The 20032-nt window shown below is 55.5% G+C and carries 21 protein-coding genes; 9 read left to right on the plus strand and 12 right to left on the minus strand.

What is annotated here, in order from left to right; translation table 11 throughout:
• Nucleotides 1-25: 25 nt before the first annotated feature.
• Together ACOTZB_RS03670 and ACOTZB_RS03675 are read right to left on the minus strand one after the other, a co-directional pair.
• Nucleotides 26-694, minus strand: coding sequence for a methionine ABC transporter permease (locus ACOTZB_RS03670; protein WP_421626510.1), 669 nt, complete (start codon nt 692-694; stop codon nt 26-28).
• Nucleotides 687-1709 carry a methionine ABC transporter ATP-binding protein gene (locus tag ACOTZB_RS03675; protein ID WP_421626511.1) on the minus strand — a complete coding sequence of 341 codons (1023 nt, stop codon included), beginning with the start codon at nt 1707-1709 and terminating at the stop codon, nt 687-689. The genes ACOTZB_RS03670 and ACOTZB_RS03675 overlap by 8 nt, the downstream gene beginning before the upstream one ends.
• Before the next feature lie 400 nt (nt 1710-2109).
• Between ACOTZB_RS03675 and ACOTZB_RS03680 the strand changes: the two genes are divergently transcribed.
• From ACOTZB_RS03680 to lpp, 5 genes are all read left to right on the plus strand, one after another.
• Nucleotides 2110-3480 (plus strand): pyridoxal-phosphate dependent enzyme, encoded by a 1371-nt coding sequence (locus ACOTZB_RS03680; RefSeq protein ID WP_421626512.1) that lies wholly within the window; start codon nt 2110-2112, stop codon nt 3478-3480.
• Between the two features lie 11 nt (nt 3481-3491).
• The gene (locus tag ACOTZB_RS03685; RefSeq protein WP_421626612.1) at nt 3492-4637 is read left to right on the plus strand and encodes a trans-sulfuration enzyme family protein; all 1146 of its coding nucleotides are present in this window, start codon (nt 3492-3494) and stop codon (nt 4635-4637) included.
• A gap of 175 nt (nt 4638-4812) precedes the next feature.
• Nucleotides 4813-5007 (plus strand): hypothetical protein, encoded by a 195-nt coding sequence (locus tag ACOTZB_RS03690; protein WP_418721936.1) that lies wholly within the window; start codon nt 4813-4815, stop codon nt 5005-5007.
• Between the two features lie 7 nt (nt 5008-5014).
• Nucleotides 5015-6436 carry a pyruvate kinase PykF gene (gene pykF, locus ACOTZB_RS03695; protein ID WP_029739779.1) on the plus strand — a complete coding sequence of 474 codons (1422 nt, stop codon included), beginning with the start codon at nt 5015-5017 and terminating at the stop codon, nt 6434-6436.
• Between the two features lie 309 nt (nt 6437-6745).
• On the plus strand, nt 6746-6982 hold the full coding sequence (gene lpp, locus ACOTZB_RS03700; protein WP_001082307.1) for a murein lipoprotein Lpp: 237 nt from the start codon (nt 6746-6748) through the stop codon (nt 6980-6982).
• A gap of 60 nt (nt 6983-7042) precedes the next feature.
• Here the strand turns inward: lpp and ldtE are convergent, their stop codons facing one another.
• The 9 genes from ldtE to ACOTZB_RS03745 all read right to left on the minus strand — a co-directional run bounded on the left by ldtE (nt 7043) and on the right by ACOTZB_RS03745 (nt 16122).
• Nucleotides 7043-8056 (minus strand): L,D-transpeptidase LdtE, encoded by a 1014-nt coding sequence (ldtE, locus tag ACOTZB_RS03705; RefSeq protein ID WP_421626513.1) that lies wholly within the window; start codon nt 8054-8056, stop codon nt 7043-7045.
• Between the two features lie 97 nt (nt 8057-8153).
• Nucleotides 8154-8570, minus strand: a complete 417-nt coding sequence (gene sufE / locus ACOTZB_RS03710) for a cysteine desulfuration protein SufE (RefSeq protein ID WP_421626514.1) — start codon at nt 8568-8570, stop codon at nt 8154-8156.
• 14 nt (nt 8571-8584) lie between these two features.
• The gene (gene sufS, locus ACOTZB_RS03715; protein WP_421626515.1) at nt 8585-9805 is read right to left on the minus strand and encodes a cysteine desulfurase SufS; all 1221 of its coding nucleotides are present in this window, start codon (nt 9803-9805) and stop codon (nt 8585-8587) included.
• Entirely contained in the window at nt 9802-11073 is a 1272-nt protein-coding gene (gene sufD, locus ACOTZB_RS03720) for a Fe-S cluster assembly protein SufD (RefSeq protein ID WP_421626516.1), read from the minus strand. Before sufD ends, sufS begins: the two co-directional genes overlap by 4 nt.
• Complete coding sequence (sufC, locus tag ACOTZB_RS03725) at nt 11048-11794, minus strand: Fe-S cluster assembly ATPase SufC (RefSeq protein WP_421626517.1); 747 nt, start codon at nt 11792-11794, stop codon at nt 11048-11050. The genes sufD and sufC overlap by 26 nt, the downstream gene beginning before the upstream one ends.
• A 9-nt stretch (nt 11795-11803) precedes the next feature.
• Nucleotides 11804-13294, minus strand: a complete 1491-nt coding sequence (gene sufB, locus ACOTZB_RS03730) for a Fe-S cluster assembly protein SufB (RefSeq protein WP_193804531.1) — start codon at nt 13292-13294, stop codon at nt 11804-11806.
• Between the two features lie 8 nt (nt 13295-13302).
• Nucleotides 13303-13671 carry a Fe-S cluster assembly scaffold SufA gene (sufA, locus tag ACOTZB_RS03735; RefSeq protein ID WP_421626518.1) on the minus strand — a complete coding sequence of 123 codons (369 nt, stop codon included), beginning with the start codon at nt 13669-13671 and terminating at the stop codon, nt 13303-13305.
• Between the two features lie 313 nt (nt 13672-13984).
• Nucleotides 13985-14713 carry a MerR family transcriptional regulator gene (locus ACOTZB_RS03740; protein WP_023311326.1) on the minus strand — a complete coding sequence of 243 codons (729 nt, stop codon included), beginning with the start codon at nt 14711-14713 and terminating at the stop codon, nt 13985-13987.
• A 188-nt stretch (nt 14714-14901) separates the two neighbouring features.
• On the minus strand, nt 14902-16122 hold the full coding sequence (locus ACOTZB_RS03745; protein WP_421626519.1) for a diguanylate phosphodiesterase: 1221 nt from the start codon (nt 16120-16122) through the stop codon (nt 14902-14904).
• A gap of 337 nt (nt 16123-16459) precedes the next feature.
• Here ACOTZB_RS03745 and ycgZ point away from each other — a divergent pair, with 337 nt between their 5' ends.
• From ycgZ to fdhF, 4 genes are all read left to right on the plus strand, one after another.
• Entirely contained in the window at nt 16460-16699 is a 240-nt protein-coding gene (gene ycgZ, locus ACOTZB_RS03750) for a regulatory protein YcgZ (RefSeq protein ID WP_023311324.1), read from the plus strand.
• Between the two features lie 4 nt (nt 16700-16703).
• Nucleotides 16704-17024, plus strand: a complete 321-nt coding sequence (locus tag ACOTZB_RS03755) for a hypothetical protein (RefSeq protein WP_047651394.1) — start codon at nt 16704-16706, stop codon at nt 17022-17024.
• Between the two features lie 29 nt (nt 17025-17053).
• Nucleotides 17054-17332: a biofilm development regulator YmgB/AriR family protein gene (locus tag ACOTZB_RS03760; protein ID WP_023617825.1), complete on the plus strand. Its 279-nt coding sequence runs from the start codon at nt 17054-17056 to the stop codon at nt 17330-17332.
• 190 nt (nt 17333-17522) lie between these two features.
• A complete protein-coding gene (fdhF, locus tag ACOTZB_RS03765) occupies nt 17523-19673 on the plus strand; it encodes a formate dehydrogenase subunit alpha (RefSeq protein ID WP_421626520.1) in 2151 nt (716 codons plus the stop codon).
• An 88-nt stretch (nt 19674-19761) separates the two neighbouring features.
• Here fdhF and ACOTZB_RS03770 read toward each other — a convergent pair whose 3' ends face one another.
• Entirely contained in the window at nt 19762-19956 is a 195-nt protein-coding gene (locus tag ACOTZB_RS03770) for a YdiH family protein (protein WP_003857766.1), read from the minus strand.
• Nucleotides 19957-20032 lie beyond the last annotated feature (76 nt).

Below are 20032 nucleotides of genomic sequence, written 5' to 3' on the forward strand. Positions count from 1 at the left end.
TGTGGTTCCTGTGTGTTATTAGAGATTATCTTTTGTCTAACAGTGAAGTAATGACATCGCCGCAGAACTGGATAATGAAAACGATGATCAGAATGGTCACCGTTGCCACCAGCGTGACGTCACCATGGTTGCGCTGGAATCCTTCCAGATAAGCCAGATTTCCCAAACCGCCGGCGCCAATCACCCCCGCCATTGCGCTGTAGCTCACCAGCGCAATCAGCGTCACCGTAATACCTGAAACCAGTGCAGGTGATGATTCCGGCAGTAAAACCCGAAACACTAACGTGCTCAGTCGTGCGCCCATCGAGCGCGTTGCTTCTATAACGCCTTTATCCACTTCACGCAGGGCGATTTCCACCAGGCGTGCGTAGAACGGTGCTGCGCCCACAATCAGCGCCGGGAGTGCCGCGTTGGCGCCAAGAATGGTCCCCACGAGGGTTTTCGTGAACGGGATCAGCAATACAATCAGGATGATGAACGGAATGGAGCGGAACACGTTCACCACAATCGAAATCACGCTGTAGACCGTGCGGTTTTGAAACAGCCCGCCGCGCGCGGTTAAAAACAGCGCCAGACCGAGCACAAGCCCCAGAACAAAGGTCGCCACGCCGGAGAGCGCGGTCATGTACAGCGTCTCCTGGGTTGCTGCCCACAGCTGGTCCCACTTCAGATGCGGAAAGAGTTCCTCAGCCATGTTTAATCACCTCGCCTTCAATATCGCTGTGCTGCAGGTCGGCGAGGATATTGTTCAGTTGTTCATCAGATGCCACCACGTGCACCCAGAGTTGCCCGAAAACACCGTGGGCGGTTTGCGTCATTTTTCCGTGCAGGATGTTAAACGGCAGGCCATAGCGCAGCGTTAATTCACCGACCACAGGCTGATGCGTGCTATGTCCGGTAAAGGTCAGCTTGATAACCGTGCCTTCCAGTTCATTTGCCAGCTCAGCGTTGAAGGTCTCTTCCTCGGCGTACTGGCTCACCTGACGAACAAACTGTTGCGTGATGGGCTGTTGCGGGTGGGTAAAGACGCTCAGGACGTCGCCCTCTTCCACCACCTTGCCATTCTCCATCACCGCCACGCGGTCGCAGATTTTGCGCACCACGTGCATCTCGTGGGTGATCAGCACGATGGTGAGTTTGAAACGACGGTTAATATCCAGCAGCAGATCGAGGATCTGATCGGTGGTCTGTGGGTCAAGAGCCGACGTGGCTTCGTCGCAGAGCAGCACGTCCGGGTTATTGGCCAGCGCGCGCGCAATGCCCACGCGCTGTTTTTGCCCGCCGCTCAGCTGGGACGGGTACGCATTCTCGCGCCCTTTCAGGCCGACCAAATCCACCAGCTCAGCAACGCGCGCCTTGATATTGGCTTTTGGCACGCCCGCGATTTGCATCGAGAAGGCGATGTTCTCGTTAACCGTTCGCGACCAGAGCAGGTTGAAATGCTGGAACACCATGCTGATCTTCAGTCGCGCCTGTCGTAAGGCTTCGCCCTTAGCGGCAGAAATATTCTGCCCGTTGATGGTTACGCTGCCGGTACTGGGTTTTTCCAGACCGTTCAGCAGGCGAATCAACGTGCTTTTCCCGGCCCCGCTGTAGCCAATAATTCCGTAAATCTGTCCCTGCTCTATCGTCAAATTGACGTTATCAACGGCAGTCAGTGCGACCTTTCCGTTGTCAAAAACCTTAGAAATATTCCTGAGTACGATCATTCTTATTCTTTATCCGTTTCGCGCATGGCTGTTTAGCAGTATGGATGTCCAAACGATAGTAAACAGGCGTTATCAGCTTTCAAATGAACAAAAAAGAATGTGTTATAACTTTCGGGAATAAACAGCGGATTTACCGGGTGGGAAGCATTTAGACCAATTTCAGCAATGATTATCTGCCGGATGCATATCTGCTGGATGATGCCCGCGAAAAATGGTCATTTTTGCAGCATTTCATCCCGATATAGCCATCCCCACATCCAGACAACTTTACGTCTTGCTGTCCTGACATCCGAAAACCGCATTTATATTCTTTTCAGTTCTAAACGGCAGTGAATGGTTCTTTATTTCGAAAATTTCGCCGCTCTATCATCCCGTCATGACATCCAGAAAGGAAAACATCATGACGATTTACCACTCCGTCACCGAACTGATTGGCCGTACCCCGCTTATCCAGCTGCACAAGCTCGATACCGGCCTTTGCTCGCTGTTCCTGAAGCTGGAAAACCAGAATCCGGGCGGCTCTATTAAGGATCGCGTTGCGCTGTCGATGATTAACGAAGCGGAACGTACCGGCCAGCTGCAGCCGGGCGGCACGATTATTGAGGCGACGGCGGGCAATACCGGCCTCGGTCTGGCGCTGATCGCCGCCCAGAAAGGCTACTCGCTGATCCTGGTGGTGCCGGACAAAATGAGCCGCGAGAAGATTTTCCACCTGCGCGCGCTGGGTGCCCAGGTGGTGCTGACCCGCTCCGACGTTAACAAGGGCCACCCCGCCTATTACCAGGATTACGCCCAGCGCCTGGCCAATGAGCTGCCCGGCGCGTTTTACATCGACCAGTTCAATAACGAAGCCAACCCGCTGGCGCACCGTACCACCACGGCACCGGAACTGTACGAGCAGCTTGACGGCAGGATCGACGCCATCGTGGTGGGCGTCGGCTCAGGCGGTACGCTGGGCGGCCTCCAGGCGTGGTTCGCCGAGCACTCTCCGCACACGGAGTTTATCCTGGCCGACCCGGCAGGATCGGTTCTGGCCGACCAGGTGGAAACCGGACGCTATCACGACGCGGGCTCCTGGCTGGTTGAAGGTATTGGCGAAGACTTTATTCCGCCGCTGGCCCACATTGAAGGGGTGAATCGCGCCTGGCGCATCACCGACCGAGAGGCCTTCACCACCGCGCGCGACCTGCTGAAAACGGAAGGCATTCTGGCGGGCTCCTCCAGCGGCACGCTGCTGGCGGCCGCGCTGAAGTATTGCCAGGCGCAGACCGCGCCGAAACGCGTGGTGACCTTCGCCTGCGACAGCGGCAATAAGTATCTCTCGAAGATGTTCAACGACGACTGGATGCGACAGCAGGGGCTCATCACGCGTCCTCAGGCCGGCGACCTCTCCGACTATATCGCCCTGCGCCACGATGAAGGCGCCACCGTTACCGCCGCCCCGGACGACACGCTTTCCACCGTTCTGGCACGCATGCGTCTGTATGACATTTCCCAGCTGCCGGTGCTGGAGAACGGCAAGGTGGTCGGCATTATCGACGAGTGGGATCTCCTGCGGCATATCGGCGGCAACGGCGATCGTTTCGCGCTTCCGGTGACGGCAGCCATGACGCGTCAGGTGGAGTTTCTGGATAAACACGCCCCGGAAAGCGCACTGAACGCCATCTTCGACCGCGGTCTGGTGGCCGTGATTAATGACAACGACCGTTTTCTCGGTCTGATTACGCGCAGCGACGTTCTGACCGCCTGGCGCAACCGTCTTCAGCAATAAAGGAATCGATGATGAAAAACCTGGCTACCCTGAGCGTACACAGCGGCGAGTTCAACGACCAGCACGGCGCCGTCATGCCGCCGATTTACGCTACCTCTACGTTTGCGCAACCATCACCCGGCGAGCATACCGGCTATGAGTATTCGCGCAGCGGCAACCCCACCCGCCACGCGCTGGAAACCGCCATCGCCGAACTGGAAGGCGGCACGCGCGGCTACGCGTTTGCCTCCGGTCTGGCGGCCATCTCCACGGTGCTCGAACTGCTGGATAAAGACAGCCATATTGTCGCCATTGATGACGTTTACGGGGGGACGTACCGCCTGATTGAAAACGTGCGCAAGCGCAGCACCGGCCTGCAGGTCAGCTGGGTTAAACCGGACGACTTAGCCGGTCTCGAGGCCGCCATTCGCCCGGATACCCGTATGGTGTGGGTCGAGACGCCGACCAACCCGCTGCTGAAGCTGGCGGATCTGGCGGCCATTGCGGCAATCGCCCGTCGTCATAACGTCATCAGCGTGGCGGATAATACCTTCGCGTCGCCGGTGATCCACCGTCCGCTGGAGTCGGGTTTCGATATCGTGGTGCACTCCGCCACCAAATATCTGAACGGCCACTCTGACGTGGTGGCCGGGCTGGCGATTGTCGGGGACAACAGGGAACTGGCGGATAGGCTGGGCTATCTGCAAAACGCGGTGGGCGGTGTTCTGGATGCGTTCAGCAGCTTCCTGACGCTGCGCGGTATTCGCACGCTCGCTTTGAGGGTAGAAAAGCACAGCACCAACGCGCTGGCGATTGCGCAATGGCTGGATCAGCATCCTCTGGTCGAAAAGGTTTTCTATCCCGGCCTGGAATCGCATCCACAATATCAGCTTGCCCGCACGCAGATGGCCCTGCCCGGTGGGATGATTTCCGTGGTGGTAAAAGGCGATGCGCAACGCGCCACCGAGGTGATTCGCAACCTGAAGTTGTTCACCCTCGCGGAAAGCCTGGGCGGCGTGGAAAGTCTGGTGAGCCAGCCTTACAGCATGACGCACGCCTCCATTCCGCTGGAGCAACGCCTGGCAAACGGCATTGTGCCGCAGCTGATCCGCCTGTCAGTCGGGATTGAAGATCCGAAAGACCTGATTGCCGACCTCAGCCAGGCGCTGCAGAATTAAGCAAATGGCGGCAGGTCCATCGGCTGCCGCCACAAGTTGTCATCATGGCTTAACGCATTGATAACAATATTATGAGAAACAGCACAGATTATTTCTGAAACACCGTTTCCATTTTCCTTTTATCTTAAAATCAGCGTATAATGCGCGCCAAATCCCTGGTGAATGGTTTCAGCGCTTGGAATACAAAAAACAACGTACAACTTCTCCTCTCCTTCGTTGGGCTGTCACTCAGGCACACTTTCTTCTGCACGCTCATTTGATGTCTCCTATCCTTAGTGCGTGTCATATACTCTTTTGCAACACAGGTTTGACTCCGCGGCGGTGCGCCCCCGGAGCGAGATTTCCATATCCTTCCCAACTTAAAGACTAAGACTGTCATGAAAAAGACGAAAATTGTTTGTACTATCGGCCCGAAAACCGAATCTGAAGAGATGCTGACCAAAATGCTGGACGCCGGCATGAACGTGATGCGTCTGAACTTCTCCCACGGTGACTACGCAGAACACGGCCAGCGTATCCAGAACTTGCGCAACGTGATGAGCAAGACCGGTAAAAAAGCGGCGATCCTGCTGGATACCAAAGGTCCAGAAATCCGTACCATCAAACTGGAAGGCGGTAACGACGTCTCTCTGAAAGCGGGCCAGACCTTCACCTTCACTACCGACAAATCCGTTGTCGGCAACAGCGAAATCGTTGCAGTGACCTATGAAGGCTTCACCAACGACCTGTCCGTCGGTAACACCGTGCTGGTAGACGATGGTCTGATCGGTATGGAAGTCACCGCGATCGAAGGCAACAAAGTTATCTGTAAAGTACTGAACAACGGCGACCTGGGCGAAAACAAAGGCGTTAACCTGCCGGGCGTATCTATCGCACTGCCAGCACTGGCTGAAAAAGACAAACAGGACCTGATCTTCGGTTGCGAACAAGGCGTTGACTTTGTGGCGGCATCCTTCATCCGTAAGCGCTCAGACGTGGTTGAAATTCGTGAGCACCTGAAAGCCCACGGCGGCGAGAAGATCCAGATCATCTCCAAAATTGAAAACCAGGAAGGCCTGAACAACTTCGACGAAATCCTCGAAGCGTCTGACGGCATCATGGTTGCGCGTGGCGACCTGGGCGTAGAAATCCCGGTTGAAGAAGTGATCTTCGCGCAGAAGATGATGATCGAGAAATGTGTTCGCGCGCGTAAAGTGGTTATCACCGCAACGCAGATGCTGGACTCCATGATCAAAAACCCACGCCCAACCCGCGCAGAAGCAGGCGACGTGGCTAACGCCATCCTCGACGGTACTGATGCCGTTATGCTGTCCGGCGAATCCGCGAAAGGTAAATATCCGCTGGAAGCGGTGTCCATCATGGCCACCATCTGCGAACGTACCGACCGCGTAATGAAAAGCCGTCTGGACTACAACAACGACAGCCGCAAGCTGCGCATCACCGAAGCGGTTTGCCGCGGTGCAGTAGAAACGGCTGAGAAACTGGAAGCACCACTGATCGTGGTTGCCACCCAGGGCGGTAAATCAGCTCGCGCGGTGCGTAAATACTTCCCGGATGCAACTATCCTGGCGCTGACCACCAACGAAACCACGGCTCGTCAGCTGGTGCTGAGCAAAGGCGTGATCCCTCACCTGGTGAAAGAGATCGCGTCTACGGATGATTTCTACCGTCTGGGTAAAGAAGTGGCTCTGGAGCTGGTTGATCGTGGTCTGGCGCAGAAAGGTGACGTTGTGGTCATGGTTTCTGGCGCGCTGGTACCAAGCGGAACCACCAATACCGCCTCTGTTCACGTGCTGTAATAATTCCCGAACGAATTAATTTTGATAAAAAGCGCCCTCAGGGCGCTTTTTTTATTCCTGGCATTAGCCAAAGTCATTCAAATTGCAAATCGGGTTTCTCTATTTAATTGCCAATTATCTAAGATGAATCCGATGATAAATGCCTTTTTTTCCTTAGATTTTTGCCCGAAAAGGGCCGATTCGATGCTTCTTTGAGCGAACGATCAAAAATAGGTGTATTCCCATCAAAAAAATATTCTCAACCCAAAAAACTTTGTGTAATACTTGTAACGCTACATGGAGATTAACTCAATCTAGAGGGTATTAATAATGAATCGTACTAAACTGGTACTGGGCGCGGTAATCCTGGGTTCTACTCTGCTGGCTGGTTGCTCCAGCAACGCTAAAATCGATCAGCTGTCTTCTGACGTTCAGACTCTGAACGCTAAAGTTGACCAGCTGAGCAACGACGTGAACGCAATGCGTTCCGACGTTCAGGCTGCTAAAGACGACGCAGCTCGCGCTAACCAGCGTCTGGACAACCAGGCTACTAAATACCGTAAGTAATAGTACCTGTTAATAAAATGGCGCACATTGTGCGCCATTTTTTTTGCCTGCGTCAAACGGCTACTGCGTCACCTTCTCCCCTTCATCTTCCGCTACCACAGCGGACACCCGACTGTTCTGCACCGACAGCACGTTATTGCTGGCCGACGGGCCGCTACCTGACGACACGATAACCGGGATCCCGGCGCGACGTGACAGGGCTTTCTCAATTAGCGCCTTATCGCTTCCCGCCTGAGAAACAAAGGTCGCAAAGTCTGCGGAATGGGCAATTGGCGAGACCTGCGGATTTTCCCCCTCAACCTGCGCCAGCGGACGGTGGACCTCAATATAGCGTTTACCGTCCGGCTCCACGGAGAACTTCACGGGTTCATTAATAATCTGTACCCGCGTGCCAACCCGCACCTGTTCGAACAGCGCTTTGATATCCGGGGCGTTCATCCGCATACAGCCGGAGCTGACCCGCAGGCCCACGCTGTCCGGCGCGCTGGTGCCGTGGATGAGATATTCCCCGTTGCCCACGCCTAAACGCAGTGCAAAGCGCCCCAGCGGGTTGTTTGGCCCGGCAGGTACCACCGGAGGCAATTTAATGCCCTGCTCCAGAGAGCGTGCTCTGATGCCCGGCGTGGGTGTCCAGGTGGGATTCGGGATCTTCTGGCTCACCCGCGTGGTCGTGACCGGTGTTTCCAGCCCCAGCTGTCCGATGCCGAGCGGGAAGACCTGAACGATATTTTCTCCCGGCGGGAAGTAGTAGAGCCGCAGCTCTGCGAGGTTCACCACAATCCCCTCACGCGGCGTGTCCGGCAGCAGCATCTGCGACGGGATGGTAATGACGGTTCCCGGCGCAGGGTTGACCGGCGCAATGGTATTGTTCGTTTCCAGGATCACCTGCGCCGCGGTATTAAACCGGCGGGCGATGGTCTGCAGCTTATTATCCCCTTCCTGTATCGTGTAGGTTTGATTTTGCCCAATCAGGCGGCTGCCTGCGGACGGCAACGGATAGTCCATCGCGCGGGCCGAATTAAGTGCGCCGAGCGAACTGAGGAGTAATAGAGTTATGAGAGACGCGCGCTTCATGCTGAGATTCCTTATTCACTGGCAGGACGCCAGAAAGCTGAAAAACCAGCGAGGCGGGAACCACCTCGCGAAACAGAATGAATGCTGTTCTGTAAGTCTAGCTAAGGATTGCAGCTTTGGCGCGAATCGCGCGAATCATCGCTTCCAGTCCCTGGGAGCGTGACGGGGTGAGGTGTTGGGTCAGGGCCATTTTTTCAAACCACGGACGGACGTCAAACGCGACAATATCCTGCGCCGACATCCGGTGGTAAAGAATAAAGACGACCGCAATAAGCCCTTTTACAATGGCCGCATCGCTGTCGCCGTGCAGTGCTATCGTGCCGTCGTCAGACTGTTCCATCACAATCCACACCTGGCTCTGACAGCCCTGAATACTGTTTTCCGGGCTATGCGCCTCTTCACCGAGCGGCGGCAGACGCTGCCCCAGCTCGATGATATAAAGGTACTTCTCTTCCCAGTTTGCGCAACGCCCAAAGTTGCGCAGCAATTTGTCTCTGTCCGGCAGCTCTGCCATCTTTTGCCTCTCCGTTAGCCCAGCAGCTGGTGAATGCGCTTAAGCCCCGCCACCAGCCTGTCGATCTCTTCCGTTGTGTTGTACATCACCAGCGACGCGCGGCACATTGCCGGCACCTGGTAAAACGCCATCAGCGGCATGGCGCAGTGGTGCCCGGTACGGACCGCCACGCCGTAGTTATCGAGGAAACTGCCCACGTCATAGGCGTGATGTTTCCCGAGATTGAACGCGATCACCCCTTGCCGGTCGGCAGGCCCGTAGAGGGTCAGATCCGGCACGCTGGCAAGCTCGGCAAGCGCATAGTGCATCAGCAGCTGTTCGTACTCCTGAATGCTGTCAAGGCCGATTGCGGAGACGTAGGAAACCGCCGCCCCCAGCCCGATAATCCCGCCGGTGTTGGGCGTCCCCGCTTCAAAACGCCACGGTGCGCGCGCGTAGGTGGTGCCTTCCGTCAGGCTGACGGTGGCGATCATCGATCCGCCCCCTTCCCACGGCGGCATCGCCTGCAGGATGTCTTCTTTCACGTAGAGCACGCCAATCCCGGTCGGCCCGTAGAGCTTGTGGCCTGAAAAGACATAAAAATCACAGTCCAGTGCCTGAACGTCAACCGCGTGGTGCATTACCGCCTGGGCACCATCAATCAGCACCTTCGCGCCGGCCAGGTGGGCTTTTTCGATAATCTCTGCCACCGGGTTTTCCGTCCCGAGCACGTTAGAGACCTGGGTGACCGCCACCAGCCGCGTGCGGTCATCCAGCAGTGCGTCGAGTTGCTCAAGCTGCAGCGTCCCGTCAACGTTGAGCGGAATGACCCGCAATTGCGCACCAACGCGCTCGCAGAGCATCTGCCACGGCACGATATTGGCGTGGTGCTCCATCTGGGTGATGATAATGTTATCCCCCACGTGGACCTGCGCGTTGCCCCAGCTGTTAGCGACAAGGTTGATCCCTTCGGTGGTTCCGCGCACGAAGACCAGCTCTTCAGGCGATTTCGCATTGAGGAAGGCGGCAATCTGCGTGCGCACGTTTTCCATACGCTGGGTTGCCTCAGCGCTCAGGGTATGAATACCGCGATGTACGGCGGCGTAGCCGTGGCGATAAAACTCAGCTTCCGCATCCACTACTTGGTTCGGCTTCTGCGCGCTCGCCGCGCTGTCCAGATAGGCCAGAGGAAGACCGTTTACTTCACGGGTCAGAACCGGAAAATCTGCCCGTATTTTCTCGACGGGAAAACTCATGCTTCGCCTCCAGGCAGACGCTGACCGATACGCGCCAGCACCTGCTGTTTCAACTGACCATCGTTCAGCGCTTCCGTCAGTTCGGCGGCAAACGCATAGATAATCATTTTCTGCGCCGCCTGCTGGTCGATACCGCGGGAACGCAGGTAGAACATCTGCTCGTCGTCGATGCGCCCAACCGTCGCACCGTGGCTGCACTTCACGTCGTCGGCGTAGATCTCCAGCTGCGGTTTGGTGTCCACTTCCGCCAGGCGACCTAACAGCAGATTGTTGTTGGTCATCTGCCCGTCGGTTTTAATGGCGTGCTGGGCCACGTTAATCAGTCCGTTAAACACCGCACGCCCTTTATCACTGACGATGGTTTTGTGGAGCTGGCGGCTGTTGCAGTAGCCTTTGTTGTGCTCAAGCCAGGTGCGCGTGTCGCACACTTCAGATTTAACCGGCATCGCCAGGCTGTTGATGCGCAGCGTGGTGTTTTCACCGTTAAGCTGCGTGCTGGTGTTGTGGCGCAGCACCGACCCGCCGAGCAGGAAGCTATGGCTGAACGCCGCGGCATCCTGACCCAGCACAATGTCGTTATGGGCAAAGTGGTGGCTCTGCGCATTTTCAAACGCCAGCTTGACGTGGTGAAGCTGAGCATTGGCGGCAACGTTCATCGTCAGACGCGATCCGGTAAAGTGCCGGACATCGTTGAGGCTGACGTAATGTTCGATTACCGTGGCCTCCGCTCCCTCCGCCAGCTCAAGATGGTGGCGATAGTGCGCGGTGTTGATTTCGTCGCCGTCCAGACCCTGAGTGATGTGCATCAGCAGCAGCGGTTTTGCCGGACGCTGGTTACGCTTGACGCGGATGTGCGTCACGCTGCGGGCCAGGCTCTCGGTCAGATGCAGGAACACCTCAGGCTGAACCGGGGCGCTCAGGGGCTGGCGATCGTCGTTTATCTCAATCTCAAATCCGCTCCCCTGAAGGGCGTCGCTCAGCTCCGGACGGAACTCACCGTCGACAAACACCAGGCGCACGGCATCCACGTTTACGGCCAGCGCGTCACGCTGCGCCGGGGTGAGATCCGCCAGACGGGTCACAAACTCGGCGTTCAGCAGGCCATCGAGCGGGGTGTATTTCCAGTTCTCATGTTTACGCGTCGGCAGGCCGAGACGCAGCATCTGCTGCAGATGCTGCTGCGCCTGCTCAGAGCGCGTGCCGCCCTGGGCTTCAAACAGCCGGTGCCACTGCTGGAGCGCATTACTGCTGTTCGGTAAGCCAGCCATAGCCCTGCTCCTCCAGTTGTTTAACCAGCGTGAAATCTCCGGATTTCACAATACGCCCCTGGTAAAGCACGTGGACGTAATCCGGCTTGATGTAGTCCAGAATGCGCTGGTAGTGGGTGACGATAATAAACGAACGCTTGCCGTCGCGCAGGGAGTTCACCCCGTCAGCGACAATCTTCAGGGCGTCGATATCCAGACCGGAGTCGGTCTCATCCAGAATGCACAGCTCGGGCTCCAGCACCGCCATCTGCAGAATGTCGTTACGCTTTTTCTCGCCGCCGGAAAAACCGACGTTCACCGAGCGGGTGAGCAAATCTTCCGGCATTTTCAGCAGCTTGATTTTCTCTTCCATTAAATCCTGGAAGTCAAAGCGGTCCAGCGCCTCAAGGCCGCGATACTTGCGCACCGCATTCAGCGCCGTCTGCAGGAAGAACTGATTGCTGACGCCAGGAATTTCGACCGGGTACTGGAAGGCCATGAAGATGCCCTCGCCCGCACGGTCTTCCGGCGACATCTCCAGCAGATCTTTGCCGTTAAACTCGACCGAGCCGTGGGTTACCTCATAATCTTCGCGCCCCGCCAGCGTCGCGGAAAGCGTACTTTTCCCGGAGCCGTTCGGCCCCATGATGGCGTGAACTTCCCCCGGCCTGACGTCAAAATTGAGGCCACGCAGGATGGTTTTGTCTTCTACGCTGACCTGTAAATCTTTAATGCTTAACATGTACTTTCCTTAACCGACGCTGTGTTCAAGACTAATGGCGAGGAGTTTCTGGGCTTCAACGGCAAATTCCAGCGGCAGTTCAGAGAACACGTCCTTACAGAAGCCGTTGACGATCATTGAGATGGCGTCTTCTTCGCTGATCCCGCGCTGCAGGCAGTAGAAGAGCTGATCTTCCCCAATCCGCGACGTCGTCGCCTCGTGCTCAAGCTGGGCCGTGTTGTTACGGCACTCGACGTACGGGAAGGTATGTGCCCCGCAGTCTGCGCCAATCAGCATCGAGTCACACTGGGTAAAGTTTCGCGCATTGGTGGCCGTCGGCATGATTTTCACCAGCCCGCGATAGCTGTTCTGGCTGTGCCCGGCGGAGATCCCTTTCGAGATGATGGTCGACCTGGTGTTTTTACCAATGTGGATCATCTTGGTGCCGGTATCGGCCTGCTGATGGCCGCTGGTCAGCGCCACCGAGTAAAACTCGCCGATGGAGTTATCCCCGCGCAGGATGCAGCTCGGGTATTTCCAGGTGATGGCAGAGCCGGTTTCGGACTGGGTCCACGACATCTTGCTGTTTTCACCTTCGCACAGCGCGCGCTTGGTGACGAAGTTCAGGATACCGCCGGTATTGCCGTCGCCGGGGAACCAGTTTTGCACCGTGGAGTATTTCACCTCGGCGTCTTTATGGATGATGACCTCCACCACCGCCGCGTGCAGCTGATAGCTGTCGCGAACCGGGGCGGAGCACCCTTCGATATAGCTGACGTAGCTGCCTTCATCCGCGACCAGAATCGTGCGTTCGAACTGGCCGGTTTTTTCGGCGTTGATACGGAAATACGTCGACAGCTCCATCGGGCAGCGCACGCCTTTCGGCACATAGATAAAGGTGCCGTCAGAGGCTACCGCCGCGTTGAGCGCCGCAAAGAAGTTGTCGTTAGAGGGCACCACGGTCCCAATGTACTTTTTGACCAGTTCCGGATGATCGTGAATCGCTTCGCCGAAGGAGCAGAAAATGATCCCCTGCTCTGCCAGCTTCTCGCGGTAGGTGGTGGCCACCGAGACGGAGTCGAAAATGGCGTCTACCGCCACCTCTTTCCCTTCGCGAACGGGCACGCCAAGCTGGTCAAAGGCTTCTTCCACCTCTTTGCTGAGGAAGCTGTTTTCAGCGCCAGTTTGCTGCACCGCGCCGGGCTGCGAGGCGCAGGTGTCGTCACAGCTGCCGCAGGAGGGCGCGGAATAGTAGCTGTAATCCTGATAGTTCAGCTTGTCGTAGTGCGCTTTCAGCCAGTGCGGCTCTTCCATCTCCAGCCAGGCGCGGAAGGCGCTCAGGCGGAACTCCAGCATCCACTCGGGCTCGTTACGTTTCGCCGAGATCGCCCGTACGACATCTTCGTTGATGCCTTTCGCCAGCTCATCGGTCTGGAGCTGGGTGAAGAACCCCTCTTTATAGTTGAGGTGTCCACCGCCCCAGGTATTTACTTCACTCGTTGCTTCAGTATTACGAGACATAGTACCGCCTATACCCCAAAGCTTTCGCCACAGCCGCATTCGTTCTGGGCTTTCGGATTATGAAATTTGAATAACTGGTTTAAGCCTTCGCGGACGTAGTCCACTTCGGTACCGTCTATAAACGGCATAGCCTGCAGCGCAACGTACAGCTTCGCGCCTTCAGTCTCGAACACCAGGTCATCTTTCTCGGGTTCGGTGACGGTGTCGAGCACGTAGCCGAAACCCGCGCAGCCGGTCTGTTTGACGCCCAGGCGCACGCCGAGGATCTCGGGCTTTTTCGCCACCAGCTCGTGAATATGTGCCGCCGCCGCTGGCGTGAGCGTTAAGCCGCGCCAGGCGAAATCGGCAGGATTAAAGGTTTCTGAATGCAGTTCCATAGGTCCACCTCATCTGATAAGCCATCAGGGCATAACACCATGTTAGTGATAACGATTATCACTTCAACCCTCTGTCAGCAGGGGCATTCGGCTAAAGCGCCCTTTTTGCCTGGTTTTATTAAGCATAGACCCTGTGAGAGGATGCAGTCAGGATGGATGTATTTGTTCAATGCATTGATTAACAATGCATTTCGTCGCGGCATTCATAACGAAGAGAAGAAAAGTAAAATATGCATCGGAAATGCCTATTTTTGAGATAGATTTTGCACAGAAAATGACAAAAACAAAAAAGGCCCTTAAGGCCTCTTAATACTCAATGATGAAATGCGACAGCAAATCCCTGTTCACGCCAGTGGTCGAGCTGTTCCTGCTGGCGAGGCGTTGGGGATTTCCCCGTCCAGACGAAGATTTTTTGCCCGGGGAACAGTTCAGGACGCGGCGAATCAATAGGTTCCGCCAGGACGTCAATGTGCCAGCCCTTCTGCGCCAGGCGCGCAGCTTCCAGCCACAGGTGGGTGCGGTCATCGCATTCCCAGCCAATCAACAGTGCGTCTTTACCGGCTTTCTTACGGGACTCCGCCAGGCTTGCAATCGCGAATTCAATCAGAACTCCGTCTAACAGACTTGCCATGTGACGCACGGTATTTTGGTCCTGGTTCATGCGCTGACGGACGGGAGAGATAATATTGTCAATCAGCGCGTCGATCGCGTGATCGCGGCGGAACTCGCCGATTTTGGCGCGCAGCTTTGCCGGGCTGGCGTAACGCAGAACGGTCATCATCTCTTCCTGGAATGAAACCCAGTTGCCCTGCGTCAAAACTTCTTTGTTTTCCAGCAAGGCTTTGACTTTTCCGACCGAGACGCCGCTTTTCATCAGGCGCTTGATCTCTTCGATACGCAGGATATCTTCATCGTCAAACTGACGATGGCCCCCTTCGCTGCGCTGCGGCTTCAACAATCCATAACGGCGCTGCCAGGCACGCAGCGTAACGGGGTTGATACCGCATCGTTCGGCCACTTCGCCGATACTGTAATAGGCCATTAACTCCCTCACGCTCAGAACTTCCATACCTAACTGCACCAACCTTATCAGATTGTACACACTATTTGTATAACTAAGACCGCATTTTGAACCGGTGAACGGGCTTCTTTTCCATCCACCTGTTAATACATTGTTGTATAAAATTTGCCGTTCGTACAGTTAACTCTGCCGGATTGTGTACAGCTTTATCAGAATTCGAACTTTTTCTCCGGCCACGCAATCGCGGGAATACCGCCGTGTCGCGGGCTGGCAAAAAGATGCCCCTGGAACTGGGATATTCCCGCTGACTCCAGCCACATCCACTCTTCAGCCTTCTCTACCCCCACCGCGCAGAACTGGATCTCAAGCGAGGCACAGCAATTGATAATCGCCTGGATAATGGCCTGTCGGGGACCACTTTTGTGCACGTTTGCGACCAGATCGCGATTAATCTTAATTCTGTCCGGCTGGAACTGAGCCAGCAGCTGTAACCCGGCAAATCCGGCACCAAAGTGATCGATCGTCACGCTGATGCCCGCGCTTTTTAACTGCCTGACCGAATCCGTGAATTCATCGAATCGGGAAATGGCTTCGCTCTCGGTAAACTCCACCACAATTTGCTCAGGGACAAACCCATTGGCTTCAATCGCGGTGAGCAGGAAATCAACGGCGTTGGGAATATTGACCAGCGTCATGGGCAGCAGGTTAAGGGATAACGTCTGCTCCTGTAACCCCAGCGCGCTGGCCATGGAGAGCGCCACCTGCTTGCTTTGTAAATCCGAGGCATACACGTCGTCACGCGGCAGACTGGCGAAGTAAACTCCCGGCGCGCCGCCGTCAGGCGTGCGGAGAAGCGCCTCCCAGGAGACGACCTGCTGCATAAACGGATCGACTATCGGCTGGAACGCGAAGCTGCAATCCGCCCCTTTCGCGACCACCTCGGGCTGTGCGGACAAGCGCGTCTCTTCGCGCACGAATTCCCAGGAATCCGCAGGAGGCAGTTCAAAATAGTTCGCTTTTTCCGTGGCCTCGACAAAGGTGCGGAAAAACTGCAGCGGGCGGTCGTTGTACGTCAGCTGATAGCGCGTCGTCCCCCTGTTGAGCACCTCTTGCAGCACCTCGTCCCTGTCGAAGTGGCGTAAATCAAAAAGCTCCATGCCCACGTTGCCAAAACGACGGACAGGTCCGTGATCGCGCATCAGCTCCACTACGTTGTGGTGGCGAGGGTCGTTGCAAATCTGCTCATAGATGGCAGAAACGTGTTCCACTGGCCCTTCAAGCAGCTGAAAAAAATGTGTGCCGTTAAACAGCAGGATCCCCGTGATATTGGATTGCTGGTTTTTACTATTTGCAGCAGCAACCATGACTTCCAGCGCTTTCACTGGAACGTCCTCGCAGATATGACTGCGGTAAATGATGGTGGTGAGCATGCGATTCCTGGGGTTAGGGGTTTGGCCACAAAAGAGGTGGATAAGGTTCATTTATAGCACATTAATTTCCTGACAAATAATTTACATCTCAACCATTTACGGCATTTGATGATGCTTTTTTCCAGGCTGTACAACTTATCAGCGCCCGAACTTTTTGTACAATATATCCTGTAACATTACCGGTCCACAACAACCTCATAACCAAATGAAAATAAAGCACTTTATAAAAAATATCATAAAAATATTAAAAATCTGTACATTTTGAGTGTACAGATTTAGAAATTATGTATACCTTAATTGTAACGTTAGTGATTACAAAATTTTACAGGAGCGAAACATGCAGCAGAAAGGTTACGTCGCAGATTCCGCAGCAGCAATCGCACAGTACTTCGAAAAAGCCGTGCTTCCTACCCAGCAGGAGACGCTGGGCCAGGTGGTTGTTGAAATTCTCAGCGACGGGCGAAATCTGAATCGCAAATCGCTCTGTACTAAACTGCTCAGCCGCCTCGAAAAGGCCGATGGCCCGGAAGAGGAAGAGCATTACCACAAGCTGCTTGGTCTGCTCTTCGAACGGTAAGGATATGAAGAGCAGTAACGCAGACAAACTGATCGACACGCTTATCGGTGAAGCCGTTCTCTCTCTTTTGAAAGAGCGGGGGCCAGTGACAACCGAAGGATTGCTGCAGCGTCTGCGGGTCATGGAGGAACATGAAAAGGATCCCCGGCGGCGGGAGACACTTGCGGTGGTGATTGCCGAGATCGGCTCAAACAGCACCGCCTTTACACGTCGCAGAACCGCGCAAGGACGAACGAAAAGAGAGGGACCTCTCAACGATAAGAAAGACAATGTAGTGCCGTTATTTGGAAGTGGAAAACCGTCCGACCCCAAAAAAATACATTGACTGCAATTTAACAGCTACGGTGAGAACAAATGAGACAAAATATTCAGCTTCAACCCGAATACCACTCTGCTTTTTTAGACAGTGCGCTGTCGGAATATTTCCGTCATGCAGGCGATCGTTTTGCTGAAGAGTCCGCTGTTTTTTCTACTGCAGTACGCTGTGTTCTGGCCTCAGAAGGCCATCTGTCCAACAAAGCGATCATCCTCTGGCTCATTCAGACGCTGGAAGCGACTAACGACGTTGTCCAGGCGGACGTGATTCGCAAGACGCTGGAAATTGTCGTGGGCTACACCATGGACGACCTGTAATTTCACCCCACTCATCCTGCTCTCGTGTCATCGTCAAAACTGACGAATGTTCTGACGATGACACGCGCCTTCCCCGCATAACACCCTGTTAAACCAGCAAAGCCAATTTGGCACGGTTCCTGCTTACCTCCGTGTACGGGACTGGATTTTCCAGTCAACTTTGCTTCATTTCTTAACAGGTCTGTTATTGATGAAAAAGATCGCCAGCGTCTGCCCCTACTGCGGTGCAGGCTGTAAATTAAACCTTGTCGTTGAAAATAACCGTATCATCCGTGCCGAAGCCGCAGAAGGCGTCACAAACCAGGGTACCCTGTGTCTGAAAGGCTTTTACGGCTGGGACTTCCTCAACGATACCCGTCTGCTCACCCCGCGCTTGACCCAGCCGATGATCCGCTACCACAAAGGCGAGGCATTCACCCCCGTTACCTGGGAAGAGGCTATCCGCTACACCGCGCATAAGCTCAGCAGCATTAAAGCGCAGCACGGGCCGCGGTCGATCATGACCACCGGATCCTCTCGCGGAACCGGCAATGAAACAAACTATGTGATGCAAAAATTTGCCCGCGCGGTGCTGAACACCAACAACGTTGACTGCTGCGCGCGAGTCTGTCACGGCCCTTCCGTGGCTGGTTTACAGGAAACGCTCGGCAACGGCGCGATGAGCAACTCAATCAACGATATTGAAAACTCAAAATGCCTGCTGGTGTTTGGCTATAACTGCGCGGACTCCCACCCTATCGTCGCCCGGCGCGTGCTGAAAGCGCGGGAAAACGGCGCAAAAATCATCGTCTGCGATCCGCGGCGCATCGAAACGGCGCGCATCGCCGACCAGCATCTGCAGCTGAAAAACGGTAGCAACATGGCGCTGGTGAACGCCTTTGGCTACGTGCTGCTGGAAGAGGAGCTCTACGACAAAAGCTACGTGGCGCGCTTTACCGAGGGGCTTGAGGCATACCGACAGACGGTGAAAGACTATGCGCCGGAGAAGGTTGAGCATCTTACCGGCATTCCCGCCCGCGACGTTCGTCAGGCGATGCGCACCTTCGCGGCGGCCCCTTCCGCTACCGTGATGTGGGGGATGGGTGTGACCCAGTTTGGTCAGGCCGTGGATGTGGTCAAAGGGCTTTCCAGCCTGGCGCTGCTGACCGGCAACCTTGGTCGCCCTGCCGTCGGCGTCGGTCCCGTGCGCGGACAAAACAACGTTCAGGGCGCCTGCGATATGGGCGTTCTGCCGAATATGTTCCCCGGCTATCAGGATGTGACCGATCCGGCGGTCAGGCAGAAGTTTGCCGATGCCTGGGGAATTGACGTCAATAAAATGGACGATCGGGTCGGAACGCGCATTACCGAGGTGCCCCATCTGGCGCTGGAAGGCAAGGTCAAGGCCTACTACATCATGGGGGAAGATCCGCTTCAGACCGAAGCCGATCTCGGTCTCGTTCGCAGCGGTTTTGAGGCGCTCGATTTTGTGGTGGTTCAGGACATCTTTATGACCAAAACGGCAGAAGTGGCGGACGTTCTGCTCCCGGCCACCTCCTGGGGTGAACACGGCGGCGTCTTTACCTGTGCCGATCGCGGGTTCCAGCGTTTTGGTAAAGCCATTGAGGCCAGCGGCAACGTGAAGCGCGACTGGGAGATCATCAGCCTGCTCGCCACCGAGATGGGCTACCCGATGCACTATGACTCCAACCAGCAGATCTGGGATGAGATGCGCGAGCTGTGCCCTCTCTTCTACGGCGTGACGTATGAAAAAATGGGCGAGATGGGCCACGTGCAGTGGCCGTGTCCGACGCTGGATCATCCGGGAACGCCGTACCTGTATAAAGACAATCAGTTCGACACCCCGACCGGTAAAGGCCAGCTCTTTGCCGCACAGTGGCGCGCGCCGGCGGAAACGCCGGACGCAGATTTCCCGCTGGTGCTGTGCACGGTGCGTGAAGTGGGACACTACTCCTGCCGCTCGATGACCGGGAACTGCGCCGCGCTGCAAAGCCTGGCCGATGAGCCGGGCCGGGCGCAATTGAACCCTGCCGATGCGGACAAAATGGGCATTACCGACGGCCAGCTGGTCTGGGTGCGTTCGCGTCGCGGCAAAGTGATTACCCGCGCCAGCATTAGCGAGCGTATCAACGCCGGGGCGGTCTATATGACCTATCAATGGTGGATTGGCGCCTGCAACGAGCTGACCCAGGACAACCTCGACCCCATCTCCAAAACGCCGGAAACGAAGTACTGCGCGGTTCAGCTGGAGGCGATTGAGGACCAGCGCTGGGCGGAGGATTTTGCGGCGTCTGCATATCAGTCCATGAAGTCGCGGCTGATCAACGCCGTCAATGTCTGAGGAAAATATCGGGTGGCGTCACTGCCGCCCGATACTGAATTTCAGACACAAAAAAGGCCGCACTCGCGGCCCTTTTATTCTCATGTACTCAATGGACGTGAACGCCCAACCGCCAGGCAAAGTAGATCTCTTCTTTCAGTTCATTCGAAGAGAGCGCCAGCAAATCTGTAAATTCCAGCTCAAGCTGTTTCAGCTTTTTCAGGTACTGTGCCGGAGACAGGTTGCTCTTATCGCGACGTAAATATTCAATTGCCAGCTGTGTTGGGGTTATTTCAGTATCCATGATGTCCTCGCTTATGTACAAAACCTGACCAGTATATCACAACGGACTGGCTAGTTTTTGACCAAAGGCAAAACAT

The sequence above is a fragment of the Enterobacter cloacae complex sp. SHL020 genome, assembly GCF_049236945.1.
GTDB lineage: Bacteria > Pseudomonadota > Gammaproteobacteria > Enterobacterales > Enterobacteriaceae > Enterobacter > Enterobacter dykesii.

What these genes read in the sequence shown, in the direction of transcription:
- sufC (WP_421626517.1), bottom strand. Translation starts at nt 11,794, where the DNA reads ATGTTAAGCATTAAAGATTTACAGGTCAGCGTAGAAGACAAAACCATC.
- sufE (WP_421626514.1), bottom strand. Translation starts at nt 8,570, where the DNA reads ATGGCAGAGCTGCCGGACAGAGACAAATTGCTGCGCAACTTTGGGCGT.
- ACOTZB_RS03675 (WP_421626511.1), bottom strand. Translation starts at nt 1,709, where the DNA reads ATGATCGTACTCAGGAATATTTCTAAGGTTTTTGACAACGGAAAGGTC.
- sufD (WP_421626516.1), bottom strand. Translation starts at nt 11,073, where the DNA reads ATGGCTGGCTTACCGAACAGCAGTAATGCGCTCCAGCAGTGGCACCGG.
- ACOTZB_RS03770 (WP_003857766.1), bottom strand. Translation starts at nt 19,956, where the DNA reads ATGGATACTGAAATAACCCCAACACAGCTGGCAATTGAATATTTACGT.
- ldtE (WP_421626513.1), bottom strand. Translation starts at nt 8,056, where the DNA reads ATGAAGCGCGCGTCTCTCATAACTCTATTACTCCTCAGTTCGCTCGGC.
- ACOTZB_RS03670 (WP_421626510.1), bottom strand. Translation starts at nt 694, where the DNA reads ATGGCTGAGGAACTCTTTCCGCATCTGAAGTGGGACCAGCTGTGGGCA.
- sufS (WP_421626515.1), bottom strand. Translation starts at nt 9,805, where the DNA reads ATGAGTTTTCCCGTCGAGAAAATACGGGCAGATTTTCCGGTTCTGACC.
- sufA (WP_421626518.1), bottom strand. Translation starts at nt 13,671, where the DNA reads ATGGAACTGCATTCAGAAACCTTTAATCCTGCCGATTTCGCCTGGCGC.
- ACOTZB_RS03680 (WP_421626512.1), top strand. Translation starts at nt 2,110, where the DNA reads ATGACGATTTACCACTCCGTCACCGAACTGATTGGCCGTACCCCGCTT.
- sufB (WP_193804531.1), bottom strand. Translation starts at nt 13,294, where the DNA reads ATGTCTCGTAATACTGAAGCAACGAGTGAAGTAAATACCTGGGGCGGT.
- ACOTZB_RS03745 (WP_421626519.1), bottom strand. Translation starts at nt 16,122, where the DNA reads ATGCTCACCACCATCATTTACCGCAGTCATATCTGCGAGGACGTTCCA.
- pykF (WP_029739779.1), top strand. Translation starts at nt 5,015, where the DNA reads ATGAAAAAGACGAAAATTGTTTGTACTATCGGCCCGAAAACCGAATCT.
- lpp (WP_001082307.1), top strand. Translation starts at nt 6,746, where the DNA reads ATGAATCGTACTAAACTGGTACTGGGCGCGGTAATCCTGGGTTCTACT.
- fdhF (WP_421626520.1), top strand. Translation starts at nt 17,523, where the DNA reads ATGAAAAAGATCGCCAGCGTCTGCCCCTACTGCGGTGCAGGCTGTAAA.
- ACOTZB_RS03740 (WP_023311326.1), bottom strand. Translation starts at nt 14,713, where the DNA reads ATGGCCTATTACAGTATCGGCGAAGTGGCCGAACGATGCGGTATCAAC.
- ACOTZB_RS03685 (WP_421626612.1), top strand. Translation starts at nt 3,492, where the DNA reads ATGAAAAACCTGGCTACCCTGAGCGTACACAGCGGCGAGTTCAACGAC.
- ycgZ (WP_023311324.1), top strand. Translation starts at nt 16,460, where the DNA reads ATGCAGCAGAAAGGTTACGTCGCAGATTCCGCAGCAGCAATCGCACAG.
- ACOTZB_RS03760 (WP_023617825.1), top strand. Translation starts at nt 17,054, where the DNA reads ATGAGACAAAATATTCAGCTTCAACCCGAATACCACTCTGCTTTTTTA.
- ACOTZB_RS03755 (WP_047651394.1), top strand. Translation starts at nt 16,704, where the DNA reads ATGAAGAGCAGTAACGCAGACAAACTGATCGACACGCTTATCGGTGAA.